We start from the raw sequence: 19,879 nt of genomic DNA on the forward strand, positions 1-19,879 counted from the left end.
AGGCTCACTAACTCTGAGATGCTTTTTGAATCACCGCCAGGGAAATTCGCGTGTATCCGGCATTGGTGCAGCTGGACATAACCTTCTTCAGCACCGCAAACGGCACCGTGCGGTCGGCGAGAATATTGACCTCTGGTGGCTCCGCCAACAGCTCGGCCATGGCTTCCGCCACATCCTCGCCCGCGGCGGCGCGCTCTGCCAGGGCCGCTTTCGCTTCTTCCAGCTCGGATTCTGCCATGGTCACGGCCTTGCCTACTTCTTCCACCATGGCCTGCTGAATAGCCTCAATCACCAGCTCTTCGCTCTGAAAGAGGTCTTCGGTAGCCATGACCGGCTTGGCTTCGATCAGCACTTCGTCATGCGTCACCATCAGGGTGACCGTTTTACGCGGCTTGGACTCCACTACCGAGTCCGGCAGGGTAATGACCCTCGGCGCCTCGATGGCTTCGTTAGTCGCACTGTTGGTCAGCAGGAAGAACACCAGAATGGTGAACACATCCATCAGCGAGGTAAGGTTCATCCCCTGGGTTTTGCGCTTGCGGCTCCGCGCCATGCGCTTCATGCGTCTGCTTTCACGTTTCATGGCGCGTCTCCCAGGGAAATATCGGGAAAGAGTTCCAGAGTCTCCGGCTTTGCCTCAGGGTCCGGTTGTGCACCCTCTTCCACCTTTGGCATCACCTGTGTGCTACGCACCGCGTCCATGATGCCCACCAGATGCTCATAAGCCACATCCTGCTCCATCAACAGAATGGAGTCTGTTTTATCCGGATACGACTCTTTGATCCGCAGCAGGAATTCCCGCAGTTTGGCCAAGTCATAGACCTCTTCGGTGGGCAGGATGATCGGCAGGCCGTTTTCATCCAGCGGCACGGCACTCTCACCGTCGGTAGCCACCTCCGCACCGCCATCGCTGGCCGCTTCCTGATTCAGGTTGGGAAAGCGCGCGATGACTTTATCGCCGTCGCTGATTTCGAGCACCTGCTTGCGAACGACCACTTCCAGACTCACTCCCGGGTCTGCGGCTCCGCCCCCAGCCCCGCTCGGCATATTGAGCTCCAGGATAGTGACCCGGGAAAACACTGCGGAAACCAGCAGGAACGGCACCAGCACAACCATCAGGTTGAGGAACGCGGTGATGTCCAGCTCCGGGGTTTCTTTTGTTCTACCGTGACGCCTGCTTCTCATTACGCAGATTCCGGCTTGGTCTTGTGTTCGGCAGCGGACTGGGTGGCAGCGGTGTTCTGCCTGGCCTGCTGGGTCTGCTGAACATCCTGATTTACCGGCTTGGCCGTTTTGACCTCGGGCTTCTCTTCCTTGGCGGCGTCGCTGCGGCGGCGGGTGCCGGAAGACATGATGTTCAGCGCCTTCACGGAAACCATTTCAAGGCTGTCCACGATCTGGCCCGTCAGGGAGTTGAGCAGCGCATGCACGATCAGCAGCGCAATACCCACCATCAGGCCGAAGGCGGTGGTGTTCATCGCCACGGAGATACTGGCCGACAGTAGGTCGGCCTTTTCCGCCGGGTTGGCATTCGCTACCGCAGTAAATGCCTCGATAAGGCCCATAATGGTACCGAGCAGGCCGAGCAGCGTGGCAATGTTGGAGCCGAGTGCCACGTAGGGGGTACGCTTTTCAAGCTGCGGAATACTTTCCATGATGCTCTCTTCCATGGCGATCTCGATGTCTTCACGGCGACGTACCGCGCCCTGACGCTCAAGCCCCATGGCGAGCAGCCGGCCCACGCCGGTGTTGTCGTCCTTTACGAGATTGCGCGCGCGATCAAAGTCGCCGGAATTGAGTACCGGCTGTACCTTTTCCCAGGTAGCGCGGTTGGTACTGCGCTCGTAGACCAGTCGAATGTAACGTTCGATGGCGACCGCAGCGCCGAGCGCGAACACCACCAGAATGGGGTACATAAAAACACCACCAGTCTGAAAAAACGCGATTACGCTGTTAAAGAAATCCATCATTTGCCCTCTTGGTTTTCTTTCTCGGCTCCGCGGCACTTTTCCGCTTTACCTGGCTGTGACCTTTGGTGGTCGTTTATTGATTTAGGTTTGGTTTGGGTCTACTCAGTCGTCAGAGAGACTGAGCTGGTAGAACTCGAGCTCTCGCTCAAACACTTCCTTGTCCAGTGGCTGCAGGCTCGGATCCAGCAAGCTGGAATTCAGGCCACTCTCCACGCCCACTTCGGAACTCTTCCACGGCACGATATACAGTGACTTGGGTGCTTCCTTGTTGCCGATAATCGAGATACCAGAAAGCTCTTTTACTTCCTGGTCGACTTTCTTCTCGGCTGTACCGCTATCGTCCTGCGCCATTGCCATCAATGGCATCAGGAAAGCCGTCAACGCGGTCACACCCAGTGCAGTTGTACGCTTTTTCATACTCATCAGTTAGCCCGCCGTTTCAGGTCTGCTACCCAGATGGAAACCTTGCGATCATCCGGTTGATATTTCAGGTACTGCTCAAACTGAGCCAGCGCGCAGTGCACATCCTGCAGGTACAGGTCACACAGAATACCGAGGTTTTTCACCAGCGGCAGATGGTCCGGGTGCAGTGCAAGCGCATCGGAATAGGTTTTTCGGGCTTCATCAAAGCGGCCCTGATGGCGATAGAGCACCGCCAACTCATTACTCGCCACCGGGTCGAACGGTGCCGCGCGGAGGGCTTCGAGAAAGCTCTCTTCCGCATGTTTTTCATCGCCGTTTTTAAAGTGGGCAATGCCGAGATTGACGTACGGGGCCGACAGACGCTGCTCGCGCTCGACCACACTCTGCAGCAGTTCGATGGCTTCCGGATAGCGCTCACCCTGCAGGTAGTCCACCGCCTGCAGGAAATCGCGATTAACGCTACCGGAAACACTGACATTCATGGGGTCCACGGGGCCACTGGCACTTTTCGGACCGCTGGCGCAAGCACTGAGCAGCAGCGCAGTCAGGCAGGCCAACCCGGCGAGAAGGCGCTTGCTTACGATCATCCTTTGTCCTCCCCGGTTTCGGTTTCTTCCGCTTCGGCAATCACCGTCGCTTCAACTTTTTCTACACTCGCAGCCGCGGGGGCCTGCGCAGATTCCGCCACCGGCACGATGGTCATCACGATGTTGTGTGCATCTTCCGGACGGTCGTAACGGGCGGGCACCAGGCCGGCAAGCTGGCCGATACTTTTGCCAATCCAGCGGTTGTAGATACCCGCGGCCATCAGGTCGATGTTTTTCTCGTGCACGGAGATGGCACGCTCTTCGAACGGGTAAATCTGTTCTTCCAGTGCCAGTTCGTACTCTTCGAGTTCCATCGCATTCAGGTTGGTGGGTCGTTCGGAGTCTTTTAGCGCACGGCTGAAATGCAGGTAGATCTGACCGAGATAGAAGGTCGCTGCGGCGGTGACGTCGGCCACCTGGTAGTCGATCAGGTCGCTGAACGCACTGACCGCAGCCTTCATGCGCGTGCGCTTGCTGTTGAGGTTGCGCTCCAGCGGCGCCACCAGGGCGATTTCTTTGAACGTCTCGAACTTGGGTTCGGCCAACAACAGCGCCGCGCTGCCTGCCAGGTAGCGGGTGCGGTCATTGCGCTCGTTGCCGCCACGGGCCTCGATGCGCACCATGTCTTCCAGGGTGCTGAAGTAGGCTTTGCGGTTGCCGGCACTGTTGTGGATATCGGCGATGCGCTGCCGGGTTTCCAGTGCAGGCTCCATCGGGCTCGGGAACAGTTTGACGTAACGGTTGAGTACCGCCAGAGCCTTGTCATAACTCTTGGCCGCACCGTACAGGTCTGCTGCCTGAGTTAGCGCCTCGCGGCGTACCTCGTCGATGTCGGATTCGCGTTCGATGCGCTCAAACTCGGCCGCTGCCAGCAGGAGCTGACCGCTCTCCTGATACACCACTGCGAGCTTCTTGGTGACTTCTTTCTGCAGCTCGTGTTGAGGATGGTTCGCGCGGAAAGCCTTGAGCACATCCGCGGCCCGTACCCAGCTTTGTAACTGAATCAGTGAGGCAGCGGCATCGTACTCTGCCGTTGCCAGAATGGAAGCTCCCGGCGCGGCGTTGCGAATACGCAGGAAGTGCTCCGCCGCCGCCAGATGGTCTTCCGCGCGGCGCGCCACATCACCCTGCTGGTAAATGGCACCGGCGAGGTTGTCGATAAGATCCGGACGGTCTTTGGCGTCCTCAGCCGTCATGACAAGCGCCTGGCGATACCCGCCCTCGGCATCCGCATAGGCTTCGGTATCAAACGAGGCGTGGGCCACCAGCAGCCAAGCGGAGCGACGAATTTCATGCTCTGCTGCAGGGAATTTCTCCAGCAACAGGCGACCATTCTGAATGGTTTCTGCAAAGCTCTTCAGCTTGTACAGGTCACCCACTGCGCCCAATAGAATTTGCGGTGCCTTGCCGTGCTCGGGGAAGGTTTCTGCAAAGGTCAGGGATGAACGAATGATTTCTTTCTGAACGGCGGTCTTCTGTGCGGTGCTGCCTTTGGCAAGATCGCGCTTGAGGTGCTCGCGGTAGGCAAATACCGCAGCGTAACCGGCTTCGCTGGCATCTTTGTGCACCGCGTACTGATAGGCCGTGCGTTCGTATTCCTGGGCGGCGTTCAGATAATCCTTGTTTTCCAGCATCAGGCCAGCGAGCTGGTAATTGATCTCCGGCGCCTTCGGCTGGTCAGCAAAGGACTTCAGGTAGCGGCGATACCAGTGGATCGCTTCCGCATAATGTTCGCCGCGCTTTTGCTGGAACTGCTTATCCTTGGGCTTCACATTCTGGTAAGCCGCGTGATAGTGGCTGGCCAGATCAATCAGGTTGCCCTGCAGAAACTCGACCACCGCCGCGTATTCCTGGATATCGAATACCGTCCAGTATTGCGCGTCCAGTGCGTAGGTGTTGGCAAAGACCTTTTTCGCATCCAGTACCAGGCGGGGGAAACCGCCCTTCTGATAGATTTCAATGACGCGAATGGAAAAGTCCGGCGCGACCTTGTGCAGCGGGTTGCGCTCGACAAACGTATCGTAGGCTTTCGCCGCATCCTGATAACGACGCTTGTCCAGGTAGTACTCGCCCAGATGGCTGTACACATAGGACTCGTAATCCCGCGCGCCCTTGCGGGCAAAGTAATCCACAATGGATTCCGCACCGCCGAGGTAGGAGAAGCTCAGGCTGATCACACGGAAGGTATCTTCAATGTGCTTGCGCTCGGTTTCGTTGGGCTGCTGCTCGAAGTCGTAACCCTGCCCTACCTTGTGGTCGAGCATGCGCACGAAATCGTCGAGCGCCATCTCATACATGTCTTGCTTGAACAGTGCCCAGCCACGCTTGTAGACCGCCAGCTCAAAAAAGCTGGAGGCCACGCCCATATCGATGACTCGCCCGTAGGACTCTTCCGCGTCCAGATATTTCTTGCGGGTGAAATAATATTCACCCAACCGGAAATAGGCTTCATCCAGATGGCGCGAGGCCGGGTACTTGGCCACCAGCTGACGCAGGACGTTGACGGCTTCCTCGATTTGGCCGGTTTCCTCGTAGGCCCGGGAGAGCTGGTACATCACCTGGTCATTGCGCTCATACAGCGGATACTGCACCAGCAGCTTTTGATACAGGGCAATGGCTTCGCGGGCATTGGCCGCCAGCAGCGCATCCGGATCGTCGCCGGGCAGGGTGCCTTCCAGAGCCACACTCTCGCCAGCCACATTCTCGCCAGCTGCACCATCGATAGCGACCGCTGCGGTAGCGCGGGCCTCAAAATCTGCCTGGCTTTCCTCACTGCCAGCAGCAACGCCGCTCAATGCCATGGCGTTGCCGTTCGCAGGCGCCACCGCAACCGCCGCTGCAGCGGGAGCGTCCAGCGCGGCCTGTGTGCCGGTGACATTGCGTTGCGCACCGGTATTCATGGCCGCGGTCACGTCCTCTTCAGACAGAATCCGGGGCTCCGTGGAGGGTGTATATCCCCCCGCTTCGGCGCGGTGTGCCTGCTTGATTTTCAGGTCTGCGATACGGCGAATCGCTTCCGGCGTCAACGCCGTTTCCGGCGTCTCCTGCAGGTACTTCTGGTAGCTGGCGAGGGCCTTTTCCAGGCTGCCCTCGATACGGGTTTCCTGAATTTCGATATCCACATGCTTCAGGCTGCCAATGGTCTTGCCACTGTTGCTGGCGCACGCACTCAGCAACAGCGCGGCCGATGCCACAGAGGCCACCGCAATGCGGTTGATGGTCAGGCTGAGAGGGGTTTTCGCCCAGACTCGGTTATGCATCACCGGCACCCTCTCCGTCTGCAGCGTCTTGAATGGCTTCCGGCGCGGGCGCTTCCAGCTCCGGCGGATTGTCCGTGGGCAGTAGCTCACCATCGGGATTCACCGCGGGCTCGGCCTGCTGCAGCTGATCTGCCTGCTCGCGGTATTCCTCTACCTTGCGCTCGTCTTCCCGGCGCTCCTGCAGCTCATTGGCGCGGTCGTAGCTGTCGGCGAGGGCGAAGCGGGCTTTTATCTGGTAGCTCTCCAGTTGCGCGCGGCGCTGGTCCAGTTCATGGATAGCCAGTTGCTCCAGCATGCTGCCCTGCCGCGCCATCAACTGATCGATACGGCGCTGGGCACGATTGAGGCCCGCGCGCAGGCTGGTAATCTGGTCGCTATAGCCCTCATAGCTATGGGTGGCGGCCTGGCGGGTGCGTACGTAGCGCTGGTAGGTTTCCTGCAATACGGCAATCACGCCGTCGAGTTCCTGCAAGTTCTTGTATGCGGTGGTCAGGCGGTCATCGAATTCCCGGGACAGGCGGAAGTTCAAAATCCCTTCCAGACGCGCAATGCGGTCCTCGGTTTCTTCGCTGCTGAGACTGGGGTTATAGGCAAGGATTTCGCGAATCTGCGCCAGCATCAGGCGCGCCTCGGTTTCATCACTCTTGGCCAGCAGCTCGGGGCGGCGGTTGACCAACAGGTTGTCGATGCGGGCGGCGAGACGCGCACGCTGCTCCAGGCGCATCTTGATGCGCGCATCGACCTGACGGAACGCCACATCCAGCCCGGGCAGGATCGGCTCGTAATAGTTGCGGCGCAGGGCAATGATGTCTTCGAACGCATCCAGGCTCTGCAGCCAGTCGCGGTTGCGCTCGTACAGGTCATTCAGGTCCTGGTAATTGCGCAAAAATTCCTGATAGTCGTTGGAGGCCATCAGGTCCAGCAGGTAATGGGTTTCCGGCGCCCCCGGCAGCTTGCGCAGCTCCACCACCCAGTTTTTCACCTGGCGGGCCTCCTTGCGACGCAGCGCCTCCAGCAGCTTGCCCTCACGGATGCTGGTGATGGAGCGGGTGAGCACATCTACCTGCTCGCCAAACAGGTCCAGCGCTTCGCCGTAGTTCACCGCGGCAGTGCTGTGTACGTCCAGCTTGCCGTAGGCGTAGGGCACCGCAAGCATGGCTTCGTGTACCGCGGCATCGGTGGCACGGCGCTGCTTGAGCATCCGCCAGGGCACCAGTGCGCGGTCAAAGCGCCCCGCATTGGCTTCCACCCAGCCCGCCCCTAGCAGGGCCTGATCGGAAAACGGGCCGGAGAGCTGCACCCGCTCGAAGTACTTACGCGCACGATCGAACTCTTCTGCCTTCATCAGCTGGTTGCCGAGCAGCAGATTGGTTTTGTCCTGCAGCGCCTGCGCGGCAGTACCGCTGCCGGCATTGCGCCCGAGACCATCCAGCACCAGCACACCCTTCTCGGTCTCGCCGGCACGCAACAGTGCGATGCCCAGGTTGTACTCTACAAAGCCCTGCAGGGATTTTTCCCCTTTCAGGTCTTCGAGCAGGGCCACAGCCTCTTCGAAGCGACCCAGCTGCATATACACCCGCGCGCGCAGAAATTGCTCTTGCGGACGCACCCGCTCGGGCACGCGCCCCTGAATCAGCTCCAGCGCGTGCAACGCGTTGGCGAACTGCTGTTTCTGGTAGTGGATCTTTGCCAGCCGGTAGGCCGCTTCGTTCTTGATGGGCTGCGCCACGTTGCCCTGCAGCACCTGCTGCATGGCCCGGCCGGCCTCCCGGTGCATGCGGTAGGAGAGCTCCAGGTCGCCCACGGCGAATTCCGCCTGCCCGAAGTGCACACGGAAGGGGTCGCGTTCGGGATCATCCAGCAGGCGATGCTGCTTCAGCTCGGTATCGAGGCCGATAATGGCATCGACGTAGTTGTCCTGGTAAGCGTTGAACAACGCCTCACCAAAAAACAGGTCCTGGAGTGCATCGGTGTGCAGCGCACCCGGATCCACGGGCGCCTTGGCCTGCACAGACAAACTGTGCAGCGAGGTCAGTGCCGACAGGGTCACGCCGGCAATTGCGCAGGCCAGACGGGGGAACATGCTTACCAGTCCTTGAAATGAATGGCTGACTGGGTTCCAGCGATCTGGATTTCAACGAATTTCGGACCTACCGCCTTCTCCACGCTGTAGCTCGCAGAACCGCGGTACTCCTTGCCGGACTTGGACTTGCCGAAATAACTCACCACCAGCGGATGGGTGCCGGTCTGCACATTGGCGGTGTGGATACGCTGTACACCGCCCTGCTGCAGGGCTTCGATTTCGCGATAGGTGTACAGGTGGTGCGCGACAACCTGGTCGCCAAGTTTGACTTCAACCGACTCAAGGCTGAAGTCGTCACTGCTGGCGGCACCCGCCAGGGAGATGAAAAAGGCCGCCTGCGTATTGGAGGGGAACAGCAGCTTTTCTTCCAGCCGGTTCAGCTCCGACGTCAGCCCGATCACGTCTTTCTTGACGTCCTGGATCTGCTCATCAAGGCCGCGAATCTCTTCGCGGCTGACATTCTGGGCGCTCGCCAGAACGGACAGGGACAACAGCACCGCTGTTGCCAGTGTGATCAGAATTCTGCGCATATCCCCTAGACCTCAAACCCCGCCCTGAAATTCGTTACCAAGGAGTGCCGTTCAAACATCCGACCAACGTCGGAGAGGCAGCCTTAGCCGGGCAGATTGTATGGCAAGGGGCGAGGGGGAGATGTGAGGCGCTTCAAAACTCGCGCACAGAGTCGGAGAAGAATTTTTTCTTAAAATTCAAAGGACAAGAGAATAAATCTCGATTATGTGACAGGTATCACGGCCGCCAGGCGGTGGAAAAATGTGACGAAACCCACAAGGTGGCTGAATTTCCGCGACACACTTCCTACTTACCACGTGATCGGCGCATTGTGGCGCGAAAATTATGTCCCGGCGGGTTAGTGAGCACCCACTTCGATGAAAGTGTGCACTCACCATTTCTTCAACGCTTTCTCGTCACTGCTGCGAGCCGCCACCCAGGTGCCCTGCTCCCCGTCTTTGTTTACTTCTTTCTTCCAGAAGGGCGCGCGGCTTTTGAGAAAGTCCATGATGAAGCCACAGGCATCGAGGGCATCCTGGCGGTGGGCCGAGGTCACCCCCACGAATACGATTTCATCCCCGGCGCGCAAAGGGCCAAAGCGGTGGATGACGCGCACCCTGCCCAGCGGCCAGCGCTCGGCGGCCTGACGGGCAATGGCAGCAAGTGCGGATTCCGCCATACCGGGGTAGTGCTCCAGCTCGAGTACCGAGACCTGTTGATGCCCACCCGTTTCCGTTGGTGAAAAATCGCGCACGTTGCCCACGAACATGGCGGTGGCACCATCGGCAAAGTTTGCGCGGCGCAGCCGGTTATATTCCGCCCCGGGATCGAAGCCTTCGGCCTGTACCGCAATGGAGATGTCCGCTGTCATCTCAGCCTCCGGTGACCGGGGGGAAGAAGGCTACTTCGTCACCATCGCGCACGGGACATTGCAGGTTCGCCAGCTGCTGGTTGACCGCGACCTGCAGCTGCGGCTGCGACAGCGCCTTGCGCCAGGTTTCGTCTTGGCCGGCGAGCGCGCTGCGCAATGCGCTGACATCGGCGAGCTGTCCCGCTTCCCAGTCAATGGCATCGCGCCCCAACTGCTCCCGCAGGCTGGCAAAAAACAGCACTCGTATCACGCGCCCTCCCCCGTACTGTGCGGGGTCCAGTGACCGCGCTTGCCACCGGTTTTTTCCTGCAGCTGGGTTGGCCCGATGACCATGGCGGGGTCGACCGCTTTGCACATGTCGTAAATGGTGAGGGCGGCCACGCTGGCGGCGGTAAGCGCTTCCATTTCCACACCAGTGCGGCCGGCGAGGCGGCAGTAGCTGGCTATGTTCACGGTGCAGTTGGCCGGGTCCAGCGTGAAGTCCACCTGCACTTTGGTGAGTGCCAGCGGGTGACACAGGGGAATCAGGTCGGCCGTTTTCTTGGCGGCCTGGATGCCGGCGATACGGGCGGTGGCGAGCACATCGCCTTTTTTGTTGTTGCCGGCCTGCAGTTGTGCGAAGGCTTCGCTGGACATGGCGACGGCAGACTGGGCGCGCGCGGTGCGGTCGGTGATGTCTTTGTCGGTGACATCGACCATGCTGGCTTCGCCCTGCTGATTGAGGTGTGTGAGTGTCATGGTGTTGGCGGCCTCAGGGAATTTATTTGGACAGATAGCCGACGAAATTGCAGGGCTTGTGGCTGGCGGTGAGCTGTTCCTGCAGCAGTTTGTTCCAGCCGGTTTTGCAGGCGCCGGTGGAGCCGGGCAGGCAGGCGATGAGGGTGTGGTTGGCGAGCCCGGCGAGGGCGCGTGATTGGATGGTGGAGGAGCCGATTTCTTCATAGCTGACGGCTCGGAAGATTTCGCCGAAGCCGTCGATGTGTTTGTCGAACAGTGGGGCGAGGGCTTCGGGGGTGGAGTCGCGGCCGGCGAAGCCGGTGCCGCCGGTGGTGAGGATGACTTGGATTTCAGGGTCGGCGATCCATGCGGAGACTTGGGCGCGCAGCAGGTATTTGTCGTCGATGACGATGGCTTTGTCGGCGAGGTTGTGGCCGTCTGCTTTTAACGCTTCGACGAGGTAGTTACCCGAGGTGTCGTTTTCTTCGGTTCTGGTGTCGGAGACAGTCAGGACTGCGATATTGAGTTTCTGCTCAGGGTTTATTGGTGCGTGGCTCATGGTTTGGTACTCCGTAGCCTTGGGTGCTCTGTTTTTTGCTTTGTGGCGAGCGGTCATCGGGTGAAAGGTTTCAGGACCGCTGTGAACCCATCCCTGGGCGCTGCGGCGCAAACATCCTGTTTGCGACGCTCCTGAAACCTTTCACCCGACGCCCGCTCTTCAATTCTGTCTTTCGTACTTCGTAAGGCTTAACTGTTATCCACCAATAATCGACAGGTTTTGGGTTCCACCCGTATTTCCCTTTTGCAAATAATGGCTGACTTCTTTGTTGTCAATCAGCGCCCTCACCTGCTCTGCCAGTGCGTCGGCATCGCCGGTGCGGATGGTTTCGCGCAGGTCGAGGCCGGCATCGCTGAACAGGCACAGGTGCAGTTTGCCCTGGGCGGAGATGCGAAGGCGGTTGCAGCTGCTGCAGAAGTCTTTGCTGTAGGGGGTAATCAGGCCGATGCGGCCGATGTAGTCCGGGTGGACGTATTCGCGGGCGGGGCCGGCGTCGATGGCTCTGGGGAGCAGTTGCCAGCCGCTTTCTATTAGGTGCTGCTCGATGTCGCTGCCGCGCAGGTGGTTGCTGGCAAAGTAGTCGCGGTTGTCGCCGGTCTGCATCAGCTCGATAAAGCGCATGGTGACGGGGGTGGTTTTCAGCCAGCCGAGGAACTGCTGCAGGCGGGCCTGCGCACCATCATTGAGCAGTACGGCATTCACTTTGGTTTGCATGCCCAGCGCCAGTGCGCGATCGATGCCAGCGCGGATTTTGGGCAGGCAGTCGTGGCCGGTGATGTGGGCGAATTCGTTGTCGTCGAGGCTGTCGATGCTGATGTTGAGCTGGTCGAGGCCGCTTAGGTGCCAGCTATCGATGACGCTGGGGAGTTTGTAACCGTTGCTGGTGACGGCGACGCGCTGGATGCCGGGGGTTTGCTTGGCGGCCTGAATGAGCTCAGGAAGGTCTTTGCGCAGGGAGGGTTCGCCACCACTGAGGCGCACCTTGCGGGTGCCCAGTTGGGCGAACGCGCGCATGACAGTAGTAGCCTCCGCGACCGAGAGATCGGGGGCTTTAGGGGCGCTTTGGTAGCCGTCGGGCAAACAGTAGTCGCAACGGAAGTTGCAGACGTCTGTGACCGACAGGCGCAAATAGTAGAAGCGGCGACCATAGCCGTCTTCCAGGACGTTATTCTTTTTCATCACCTTTCCAAATGCGGGAGGCCGTTCGGTTTCCCTTGCGACCCTGGCGAGCTGGCATTGCCGCCCGCGGCCAGCACCCCCTATACAAGACTTAGGAATACTGGCTCGGTGTATTTCAGTTATCAGTTTGTGCTGAGATTAGGCCATCGGTGGCACTGCCCTCTGTTCATTCTTAGTAGTTGATTCTCTGGCGGATTTCACCGCGCACTTCGGCATTCTATCGGAGCCTTCCCTTTACTAGGCAATTTTCCCGCCAGTTTGTGCACTGTCGCCCTATCGACGCCCTTTACATCATTACATCACATCAAGAATTTTCAGGGTGTTGGTGCCGCCGTGGGATTGCATCAGGTCGCCACGAATCAGTATGACCTGATCCCCCGGCTGGACGATTTCCCGGGCCTTGAGGGTGTCCAGGGCGCGCTGGTTCAGCTCCCGGTCGCCCTCGTTTTCACCGGGCACAAACAGCACGGAGATCACCCCGCGGTACAGAGCCATGCGCCGTTGGGCGATGGGGTCGTGGGCGAGACCGACGATGGGCAGGCCGGAGCGGATGCGGGAGGCAATCAGCGGGGTGTAGCCGGTCTGGGTCATGCAGGCAATGGCGGTGACGCCTTCGAGGTGGTTGGCGGCATACATGGCGGACAGGGAGATGGTTTCGTCGATGCGGGTAAAGCCCTGATGCATGCGGTGGCCAGACTCCTGTGCGGAGCGCTCGCGCTCGGCACCAAGGCACAGCCGGTGCATGGCCTCCACCGCTTCCACCGGATAATCGCCGGCGGCGGTTTCCGCCGACAGCATGACCGCATCGGTGCCATCGAGCACCGCGTTGGCCACGTCGAACACTTCCGCGCGGGTGGGCAGGGGGGCGGTGATCATGGTCTCCAGCATCTGGGTGGCGGTGATCACCGCGCGGTTGAGCTGGCGGGCGCGCTTGATCATGCGCTTTTGCACGCCGATAAGCGCGGCATCGCCGATCTCCACCCCCAGGTCCCCACGGGCCACCATGACCGCCTCGGAGGCGCGGATAATCTCATCCAGGGTTTCGTCTTCCGCCACGGCTTCGGCGCGCTCCACCTTGGCTACCAGGCCGATGTGCTTGCCGGCCTCGCCCAGCAGTGCCCGCGCCTCGCGCATATCCGCGGCGCTGCGCGGGAAGGAGACGGCCAGGTAATCCACGCCGATGTCGATGGCGGTTTTCAGGTCGGCCCGGTCTTTGTCGGTCAGGGCCGCGGCCGACAGCCCCCCACCCTGCTTGTTGATACCCTTGTTGTTGGAGAGCCGTCCACCCACCACCACGGTGGTCAGCACATGGCGGCTGGTTACCTGCTCCACCTTGAGGATTACGCGCCCGTCGTCCAGCAGCAGCACATCGCCGGCGGCCACATCGTTGACCAGCTCCTTGTAATCACAGCCCACGCGCTGCTCGTCGCCGTCGTTGGTATCCAGCGCCATGTCGAGCACAAAGGACTCGCCTTCCCGCAGGGTGACCTGGTTGTCGCGAAAGCGGGCAATACGGATCTTGGGCCCCTGCAGGTCCCCCAGTGCCGCCACGGTCCTGCCCTGGTGATCGGCAATTTCCCGAACCTGCTGCAGGCGCCGGCGGTGGTCATCGGCGGTGCCGTGGGAAAAATTCAGGCGCACCACATCGACGCCGGAGGCGATGAGCTTTTCCAGCACCCCGGGTTTATCACTGGCGGGGCCGAGGGTGGCGACAATTTTGGTACGACGGAGGGGGTTGGCGGTGCGCTGGCTGGCGGGGATTTGGGTCATGATCTCTCTCTGGCAAATTCTGACCGGGGCCGATGGCTTAGACACAGCTTAGTCAGCAATTTCCCAGCACCCCCGCCGCGCCATTATTTATCCGCCGCGGGGAGCACCAGAATTGCGCGGAAATCGTTGACATTGGTTCTGGTTGGCCCGGTGACGATCAGGTTACCCAATTCCCCGAAGAAACTATAGGCGTCATTGTTGGCGAGGTAATCCTGCGGGCTCAGTCCCTGGGATTGCATCCGGCTCCAGTCATCCGGCGCAAAGAAGGCACCAGCGTTGTCTTCAGAGCCGTCGATGCCATCGGTATCGATAGCCAGGCCGTAAATGCCCTCGGCGCCGCCGAGAGTGTTAAACAGCCCGAGCAGATATTCTACATTGCGCCCACCTCGGCCGTCGCCGGTGACGGTCACACTGGTCTCCCCGCCCGACAGGATCAGCGCAGGCCGCTCGAGTTGATCGCGACAATGCACTGCCAGCTCGGCATGCGCCGCACCCAGCTCGCGCGCCTCGCCCTCGAGATTGTCCCCCAGCACCCGCACATCAACGCCGGCCGCCTGTGCCGCCGCGCGGGCAGCTTCCAGCGCGTCGGCAGCCTTTGCCAGCATCAGTGCCCGGTCGCCCGCAAACGCGAAATCGTCTGGCCGGGGACTGTCTGCGGCGCCTTGCAGATGGGCGCGCACTTCGGGCTCAATATCGATGCGGTAGCGCTGCAGGATTTCCAGTGCATCGGCAGGAGTGGTGGTGTCGGGTAATGTCGGCCCGGAAGCAATCAGCGTGGGCGCATCGCCGGGCACATCGGAAATCAAGTAGGTCACCACCTTCGCCGGGTGCGCGGCCGCCGCCAGCCGCCCACCCTTGATGGCCGACAAATGTCGGCGCACGGTATTGATCTCGCTAATGGGCGCACCGCTGCGCAGCAGTGCGCGGTTGATGGCCTGCTTCTGCGGCAAGGTCAATCCGGGCGCGGGCAGGCTCATCAATGCCGAGCCACCACCGGAAATCAGCGCAATCACCAGGTCGTCTTCCGTCAGCCCCGCGACCGCTTCCAGCATGCGTCCGGCGGCTACCTCACCGAGGGTGTCCGGCATGGGGTGGGATGCCTCCAGTACCTCGATGCGATTGCACAGGGCGCCATGGCCGTAGCGCGTCACCACCAGCCCGGTGAGATCCGCCTCCGGGTATTGCTGCTGCCACGCCCGCTCCAGCGCGGCGGCCATGGCCGCACTGGCCTTTCCGGCCCCCACCACCAGGGTTTTGCGCCCCGGCGGTGGCAATGGGCCCGAAAACAGGTTGTCCGGATGCACCGCAGCCACGGCCACGGCCGCCAGGCTTTGCAGCCAGTGCGACAGGTCCACGGCGCGCATATCGGTATGGATCGGCGGTAACGTTTTCAAATGGCGACTCCTTTCAACATCCCGGTGAACACTTCCCGGCACACAGCACAATCCTGCCCCGGGAAAGCGACGTTTTACCCTACCCCTGCAAAATCAGTTCCGCCTTCTTGCAGCCACACGTTACAACCACACGTAGCAGCCACACATTGTGCGGGCAACTTCAGCCGAGATTTACAGGAACGCGAACTTGGCCAGAAACAGCGCACTCAGCACATACAAGCTCAAAGAAATCTGCCGGTGCTGGCCGGTAAACAGCTTGAGCGCGGTGTAAGTCAGGAAACCCAGGGCGATCCCGTTGGCGATGGAAAACGTCAGCGGCATCATGATCATGGTCACTACCGCCGGTATGGCATCGGTCAGATCCTCCCAATCAATGAGCGACATACCACCCATCATCAGCATCGCCACATAGATCAGTGCGCCCGCGGTGGCGTAGGCCGGAATCATGCCCGCCAGCGGCGCAAAAAAGACGCACAGCATAAACAGCACGCCCACCGTCACCGCGGTGAGCCCGGTGCGGCCCCCGGCTGCCACGCCCGAGGCGCTCTCCACAAAGCTGGTAACCGGCGGACTGCCGACGAAGGCACCCAATACGCTGGAGGTACTGTCGGCCTTCAGCGCCCGCGGCAGCTTCTCAATAGTGCCATCTGGCTCGATCAGCTTTGCCCGGTGGGCAACCCCCATCAGGGTGCCGGCGGTATCGAAGATATTGATAAACAGAAACGCGAGTATCACGCTGACCATGCTCACATCCAGGGCACCGCGGATATCCATGGCCATCCAGGTAGGCGCCAGGCTCGGCGGCGCCGATACCAGGCCGCTGTACTCCACCAGCCCGAGCCCCAGGCCGATCATCGTCACCACCAGGATACTGACCAGAATCGCCCCGAATACTCGCCAGAAGCTCAGTATCGCAATCAGCAGGAAGCACAGCGCTGCCAGCAGCGCCTGAGGCTCCCGGAAAGACCCGAGCGACACCAGGGTCGCCTCACTGGGTACCACGATGCCCGCGGTTTTCAGGCCAATCAGCCCCAGAAACAGGCCCACCCCGGCGCCCATGGAGTAGCGCAGGCACATGGGGATACTATTCATAATCCACTCCCGCACCCGCGACAGGCTCATGGCCACAAACAGCACCCCGGCAATAAACACCGCGCCCAGTGCCACCTGCCAGCTGTAGCCCATCTCACCCACTACCGTATAGGCAAAGAAGGCGGTCAAGCCGATACCCGGCGCCAGCCCCACCGGCCAGTTGGCGTACAGCCCCATCAGCAAACAGGCCACGGCACTGCCCAGGCAGGTGGCCACGAATACCGCCCCCGGATCCATGCCCGTACCGGCGAGCATATTGGGGGTTACAAACACCACGTAAGCCATGGTGACAAAGGTCGTCAGCCCCGCCAGCAGCTCACCACGCACCGTGGTTCCGTGGGCGCGCAGCGCAAACAGGCGCTCCATGACATTGTTTGATGACGGATACACAGACTTCTCCAACCAGTGATTAAAGGGGCAATGTCGCCTTGCCCATGAGTTATTGTGACCAAACAGCCCTCAGCTGCCCAGCTGCCGGGCAGCCGGAGCGGGTGCGCGAACAGCTTCTCTTAGGGCCTGCCGCCCAGTAAAATCGCCCACTTTCCCGATTTCCCAGAAATACGCAACGATACCGGAGCACCAGCCCATGGGCAGAGCCTACCAGAACCGCAAAGAGTCAATGGCCAAGACCTCGAACATGAAAGCCAGGGTCTACAGCCGCTATGGGCGCGAGATCTATGTCACCGCCAAGTCCGGCGGCGTCGACCCCAACGGCAACCTGGCCCTGCGCAGCCTGATCGACCGCGCCAAGAAAGACCAGGTTCCCGCCCACGTGATTGAGAAAGCCATCGACAAAGCCAAGGGCGGAGCCGGTGAAGACTTCGCCCGCGCCCGCTACGAAGGCTTCGGCCCCGGCGGCTGCATGGCCATCATCGAGTGCCTCACCGACAACCCCAACCGCACCTTCGGCGACGTGCGCCAGGCGTTTACCAAAACCCACTGCAAAATTGGTACCCAAGGCACCGTCAGCCACAGTTTCGATCACCTCGCCATCCTCGCGTTTAACCACGACGACGAGGAAGCGGTGCTGGAAGCGCTGATGGAAGCGGATGTAGACGTAACGGATATCGAAAACGAAGACGGCAAACTCACCGTCTTCGCCCCCCACACCGAGTACAACAAAGCCAAGCAGGGATTAATCGAAGCCTTTGGCGAGATTGATTTCGATGCAGACGAAATTCAGTTCGTGCCGCAAACCTACACCCAGATTGCCGGGGATGATGTGGCGCTGTTTGAGAAGTTCTTGAATATGCTGGAAGATTTGGAAGACGTGCAGGCGGTTTATCACAATGTGGAGAATGTGTAGCCCGCAGTGTAAACCCCCTCAAAAGCGATGATCGAAAACGCGATTGTCAGCGTAAACACAGCCGGGCACTCACCCGGCTTTTTTATGCGTATTTCTGCATAGCGAAAGTATACGCACGCTGTTGCTTACTGGCGGCCCAATAGCATTCGGCAGCGGCACACAGGTTGCAATACAGGAGACCAACTACATGAACCGATTGGCCAAATTTATAACCCGCGGCCTCGCGGCACTCGCACTGACCAGCGGAACTTTCGCGACGGCTGCCGAGGTAATCGAGGAGCGCATCGGTACCGACAAGCACGACGTCCGACTCGTGCGCGTCGCTACAGGCCTGCATCACCCCTGGGCGGTCGCACAGTTGCCCGATGGACGCTTCCTGATCACCGAGCGCCGCGGCCGCCTGGCACTGGTCGACAAGGGACAGATTACTTACCTAGAAGGTGTGCCCGAGGTGTCCGCCGCTGGCCAGGGCGGTCTGCTGGACGTCGTGCTGCACCCACAATACGGCGACGGCAGCCACGACTGGATCTATCTCACCTATTCCAAAGCCGGCGACAAGGCTGGTGACAAAGGCACCGCCACCGCGCTGGGCCGAGCCAAACTCAGCGGCAACACCCTCACCGACTTCGAAGAACTGTTTGTGCAGGATCGTTTCTCCCAACCCGGCCGTCACTATGGTTCCCGACTGGCCTGGCGCAATGACGGCACCCTGATGATGAGCATCGGCGACCGTGGCGTGGACCGCGAACGTGCGCAGGATATTGAGGACCACGCCGGCAGCGTGCTGCGCCTCACCGACACCGGCGAGGCGCCGGCAGACAACCCCTTCGCCGGCGACAAGGCGGGGCTGGATGAGATATTCAGCTTCGGCAACCGCAACATTCAGGGCCTCGTGGTCTCGGCCCAGGATCAGATCTGGGCCAGTGAACACGCCGCCCGCGGCGGCGACGAACTGAACCTGATTGAGGCGGGCAAGAACTATGGCTGGCCCAAGGCCAGCCGCTCCCAGGAATACAGTGGCGACAAGGCCATCGGCAAGTCGTCCGTAGCCGGCACCCAGCAACCCCAGCACTACTATGAAGGCCGCTTCGCCCCCTCCGGCCTCGCCCAAGTGGATGGCCCACTGTTCCCCCAGTGGCAAGGCAACCTGCTGGCAGGCGGCCTGCTCAGTGAAAAACTTCTGCGTATTGTCATCGACGGTAGCGAAGTAAAGGAGACAGAAGTGCTGCTAGACGGCGAGATCGGCCGTATCCGCGATGTACGCCAGGGGCGCGATGGATTTATTTATCTTTTGAACGATCAGACAGACGCGGGCCTCTATCGGTTGGAGCCGGTGGAGTAGCGGGCGACTGGAGCCGCAGCCCAAGAACTTTCGAAAGTGGTACACCCGCCTCTCGCTTCAACAGCACCCCCGGGCGCACAACAATAAATAAGCGCCCGGTTACTGCATTAATCCATTCAATAAACACAGAAATGTGCCAGCACTGTAGGCGTTTTTACTGCAAACGCCCTAGTTGGTACGATCGTCACCGTGAACACAAGGAGCTGTGCGCCACAATAATTGCACCGCATTGACAGCGCTATCATTGTGCCCGTATTTTGACTTAAGAATCAGTCACAAGCTGATTTCGCCGACCTCAAGCACCACATCAATTGCTTTCCGATCAAGTGATTGAGACCTAATAAACCGGAGAATAATTGTGGTCGATCATAAGTCGAATAGTGATTGCGCTTCCACGCGATTAAGAGCGCCAGTTAAGCCCCTCGCCCCAAAAAAACCTTCCAGGTTTCTGTCTGTTTTTATAAAAATGGATGACACACGCATCAAGGCTTTGCATCGCTATCATCATATTATCTATCGCAAGCTTATTAGCTCATTAGACATCGAGCAGATTCTCGCTCGAGCCTATTTCTGATCTGTAACGCAACAAAAACAATCATCTGATTTAGATATTTTTAGCTGACCGGCATCTCAAGTCGCTTCATCCGCAGCGGCTTATGGATTCGTTCGCGCAAAATATATCAACCCGAATCTCTCAGCCATATTCATCGATATGGTAACGGGGATGTTGTAGCTGTAGTTCATGCATTTCGTTGTTGTTTTTGGCCGAATTCCATTCGGCCATTCTTTTTACTACATAAATATAATTGGAGAATA

Annotated in this window: 18 protein-coding genes and 1 riboswitch; of the genes, 2 read left to right on the forward strand and 16 right to left on the reverse strand. The window is 59.8% G+C overall.

What is annotated here, in order from left to right; translation table 11 throughout:
• Positions 1-7 precede the first annotated feature (7 nt).
• The 16 genes from AU182_RS14930 to AU182_RS15005 all read right to left on the reverse strand — a co-directional run bounded on the left by AU182_RS14930 (position 8) and on the right by AU182_RS15005 (position 16,781).
• Positions 8-583, reverse strand: coding sequence for a biopolymer transporter ExbD (locus AU182_RS14930; protein WP_227718288.1), 576 nt, complete (start codon positions 581-583; stop codon positions 8-10).
• The gene (locus AU182_RS14935; RefSeq protein WP_066966941.1) at positions 580-1,185 is read right to left on the reverse strand and encodes a biopolymer transporter ExbD; all 606 of its coding nucleotides are present in this window, start codon (positions 1,183-1,185) and stop codon (positions 580-582) included. The genes AU182_RS14930 and AU182_RS14935 overlap by 4 nt, the downstream gene beginning before the upstream one ends.
• The gene (locus tag AU182_RS14940; RefSeq protein ID WP_227718289.1) at positions 1,185-1,970 is read right to left on the reverse strand and encodes a MotA/TolQ/ExbB proton channel family protein; all 786 of its coding nucleotides are present in this window, start codon (positions 1,968-1,970) and stop codon (positions 1,185-1,187) included. Before AU182_RS14940 ends, AU182_RS14935 begins: the two co-directional genes overlap by 1 nt.
• 102 nt (positions 1,971-2,072) lie before the next feature.
• A complete protein-coding gene (locus AU182_RS14945; protein WP_082859527.1) occupies positions 2,073-2,387 on the reverse strand; it encodes a hypothetical protein in 315 nt (104 codons plus the stop codon).
• A gap of 5 nt (positions 2,388-2,392) precedes the next feature.
• Entirely contained in the window at positions 2,393-2,980 is a 588-nt protein-coding gene (locus AU182_RS14950; RefSeq protein ID WP_066966944.1) for a tetratricopeptide repeat protein, read from the reverse strand.
• Positions 2,977-6,240 (reverse strand): tetratricopeptide repeat protein, encoded by a 3,264-nt coding sequence (locus AU182_RS14955; RefSeq protein ID WP_082859528.1) that lies wholly within the window; start codon positions 6,238-6,240, stop codon positions 2,977-2,979. The genes AU182_RS14950 and AU182_RS14955 overlap by 4 nt, the downstream gene beginning before the upstream one ends.
• Positions 6,233-8,323, reverse strand: coding sequence for a lipopolysaccharide assembly protein LapB (locus AU182_RS14960; RefSeq protein WP_066966946.1), 2,091 nt, complete (start codon positions 8,321-8,323; stop codon positions 6,233-6,235). The genes AU182_RS14955 and AU182_RS14960 overlap by 8 nt, the downstream gene beginning before the upstream one ends.
• 2 nt (positions 8,324-8,325) lie before the next feature.
• Positions 8,326-8,853, reverse strand: a complete 528-nt coding sequence (locus AU182_RS14965; RefSeq protein ID WP_066966948.1) for a hypothetical protein — start codon at positions 8,851-8,853, stop codon at positions 8,326-8,328.
• A gap of 371 nt (positions 8,854-9,224) precedes the next feature.
• Complete coding sequence (locus tag AU182_RS14970; RefSeq protein ID WP_153039243.1) at positions 9,225-9,704, reverse strand: molybdenum cofactor biosynthesis protein MoaE; 480 nt, start codon at positions 9,702-9,704, stop codon at positions 9,225-9,227.
• 1 nt (position 9,705) lies between these two features.
• Positions 9,706-9,954 carry a molybdopterin converting factor subunit 1 gene (moaD, locus tag AU182_RS14975; RefSeq protein WP_066966951.1) on the reverse strand — a complete coding sequence of 83 codons (249 nt, stop codon included), beginning with the start codon at positions 9,952-9,954 and terminating at the stop codon, positions 9,706-9,708.
• Complete coding sequence (gene moaC, locus AU182_RS14980; RefSeq protein WP_066966954.1) at positions 9,951-10,442, reverse strand: cyclic pyranopterin monophosphate synthase MoaC; 492 nt, start codon at positions 10,440-10,442, stop codon at positions 9,951-9,953. Before moaC ends, moaD begins: the two co-directional genes overlap by 4 nt.
• A gap of 22 nt (positions 10,443-10,464) precedes the next feature.
• The gene (gene moaB / locus AU182_RS14985; RefSeq protein ID WP_066966957.1) at positions 10,465-10,980 is read right to left on the reverse strand and encodes a molybdenum cofactor biosynthesis protein B; all 516 of its coding nucleotides are present in this window, start codon (positions 10,978-10,980) and stop codon (positions 10,465-10,467) included.
• Positions 10,981-11,175: 195 nt separating this feature from the next.
• A complete protein-coding gene (gene moaA, locus AU182_RS14990) occupies positions 11,176-12,159 on the reverse strand; it encodes a GTP 3',8-cyclase MoaA (RefSeq protein WP_066966960.1) in 984 nt (327 codons plus the stop codon).
• A riboswitch (molybdenum cofactor riboswitch) is annotated at positions 12,145-12,282 on the reverse strand. Its footprint overlaps the gene before it by 15 nt.
• A gap of 171 nt (positions 12,283-12,453) precedes the next feature.
• Positions 12,454-13,929 (reverse strand): pyruvate kinase, encoded by a 1,476-nt coding sequence (pyk, locus tag AU182_RS14995; RefSeq protein WP_066966963.1) that lies wholly within the window; start codon positions 13,927-13,929, stop codon positions 12,454-12,456.
• Positions 13,930-14,012: 83 nt separating this feature from the next.
• On the reverse strand, positions 14,013-15,323 hold the full coding sequence (locus AU182_RS15000; RefSeq protein ID WP_227718290.1) for a glycerate kinase: 1,311 nt from the start codon (positions 15,321-15,323) through the stop codon (positions 14,013-14,015).
• A 171-nt stretch (positions 15,324-15,494) separates the two neighbouring features.
• Positions 15,495-16,781 (reverse strand): NCS2 family permease, encoded by a 1,287-nt coding sequence (locus AU182_RS15005; protein ID WP_193754378.1) that lies wholly within the window; start codon positions 16,779-16,781, stop codon positions 15,495-15,497.
• Positions 16,782-17,001: 220 nt separating this feature from the next.
• On the opposite strand from AU182_RS15005, the gene AU182_RS15010 reads away from it, so the two are divergent.
• Both AU182_RS15010 and AU182_RS15015 read left to right on the forward strand, forming a co-directional pair.
• Complete coding sequence (locus AU182_RS15010) at positions 17,002-17,721, forward strand: YebC/PmpR family DNA-binding transcriptional regulator (protein WP_066966969.1); 720 nt, start codon at positions 17,002-17,004, stop codon at positions 17,719-17,721.
• Positions 17,722-17,908: 187 nt separating this feature from the next.
• Positions 17,909-19,063, forward strand: coding sequence for a PQQ-dependent sugar dehydrogenase (locus AU182_RS15015; RefSeq protein WP_066966971.1), 1,155 nt, complete (start codon positions 17,909-17,911; stop codon positions 19,061-19,063).
• The last annotated feature ends 816 nt before the right edge of the window (positions 19,064-19,879 follow it).

This window comes from Microbulbifer sp. Q7, assembly GCF_001639145.1.
In the GTDB taxonomy this organism is placed as follows: Bacteria; Pseudomonadota; Gammaproteobacteria; order Pseudomonadales; family Cellvibrionaceae; genus Microbulbifer.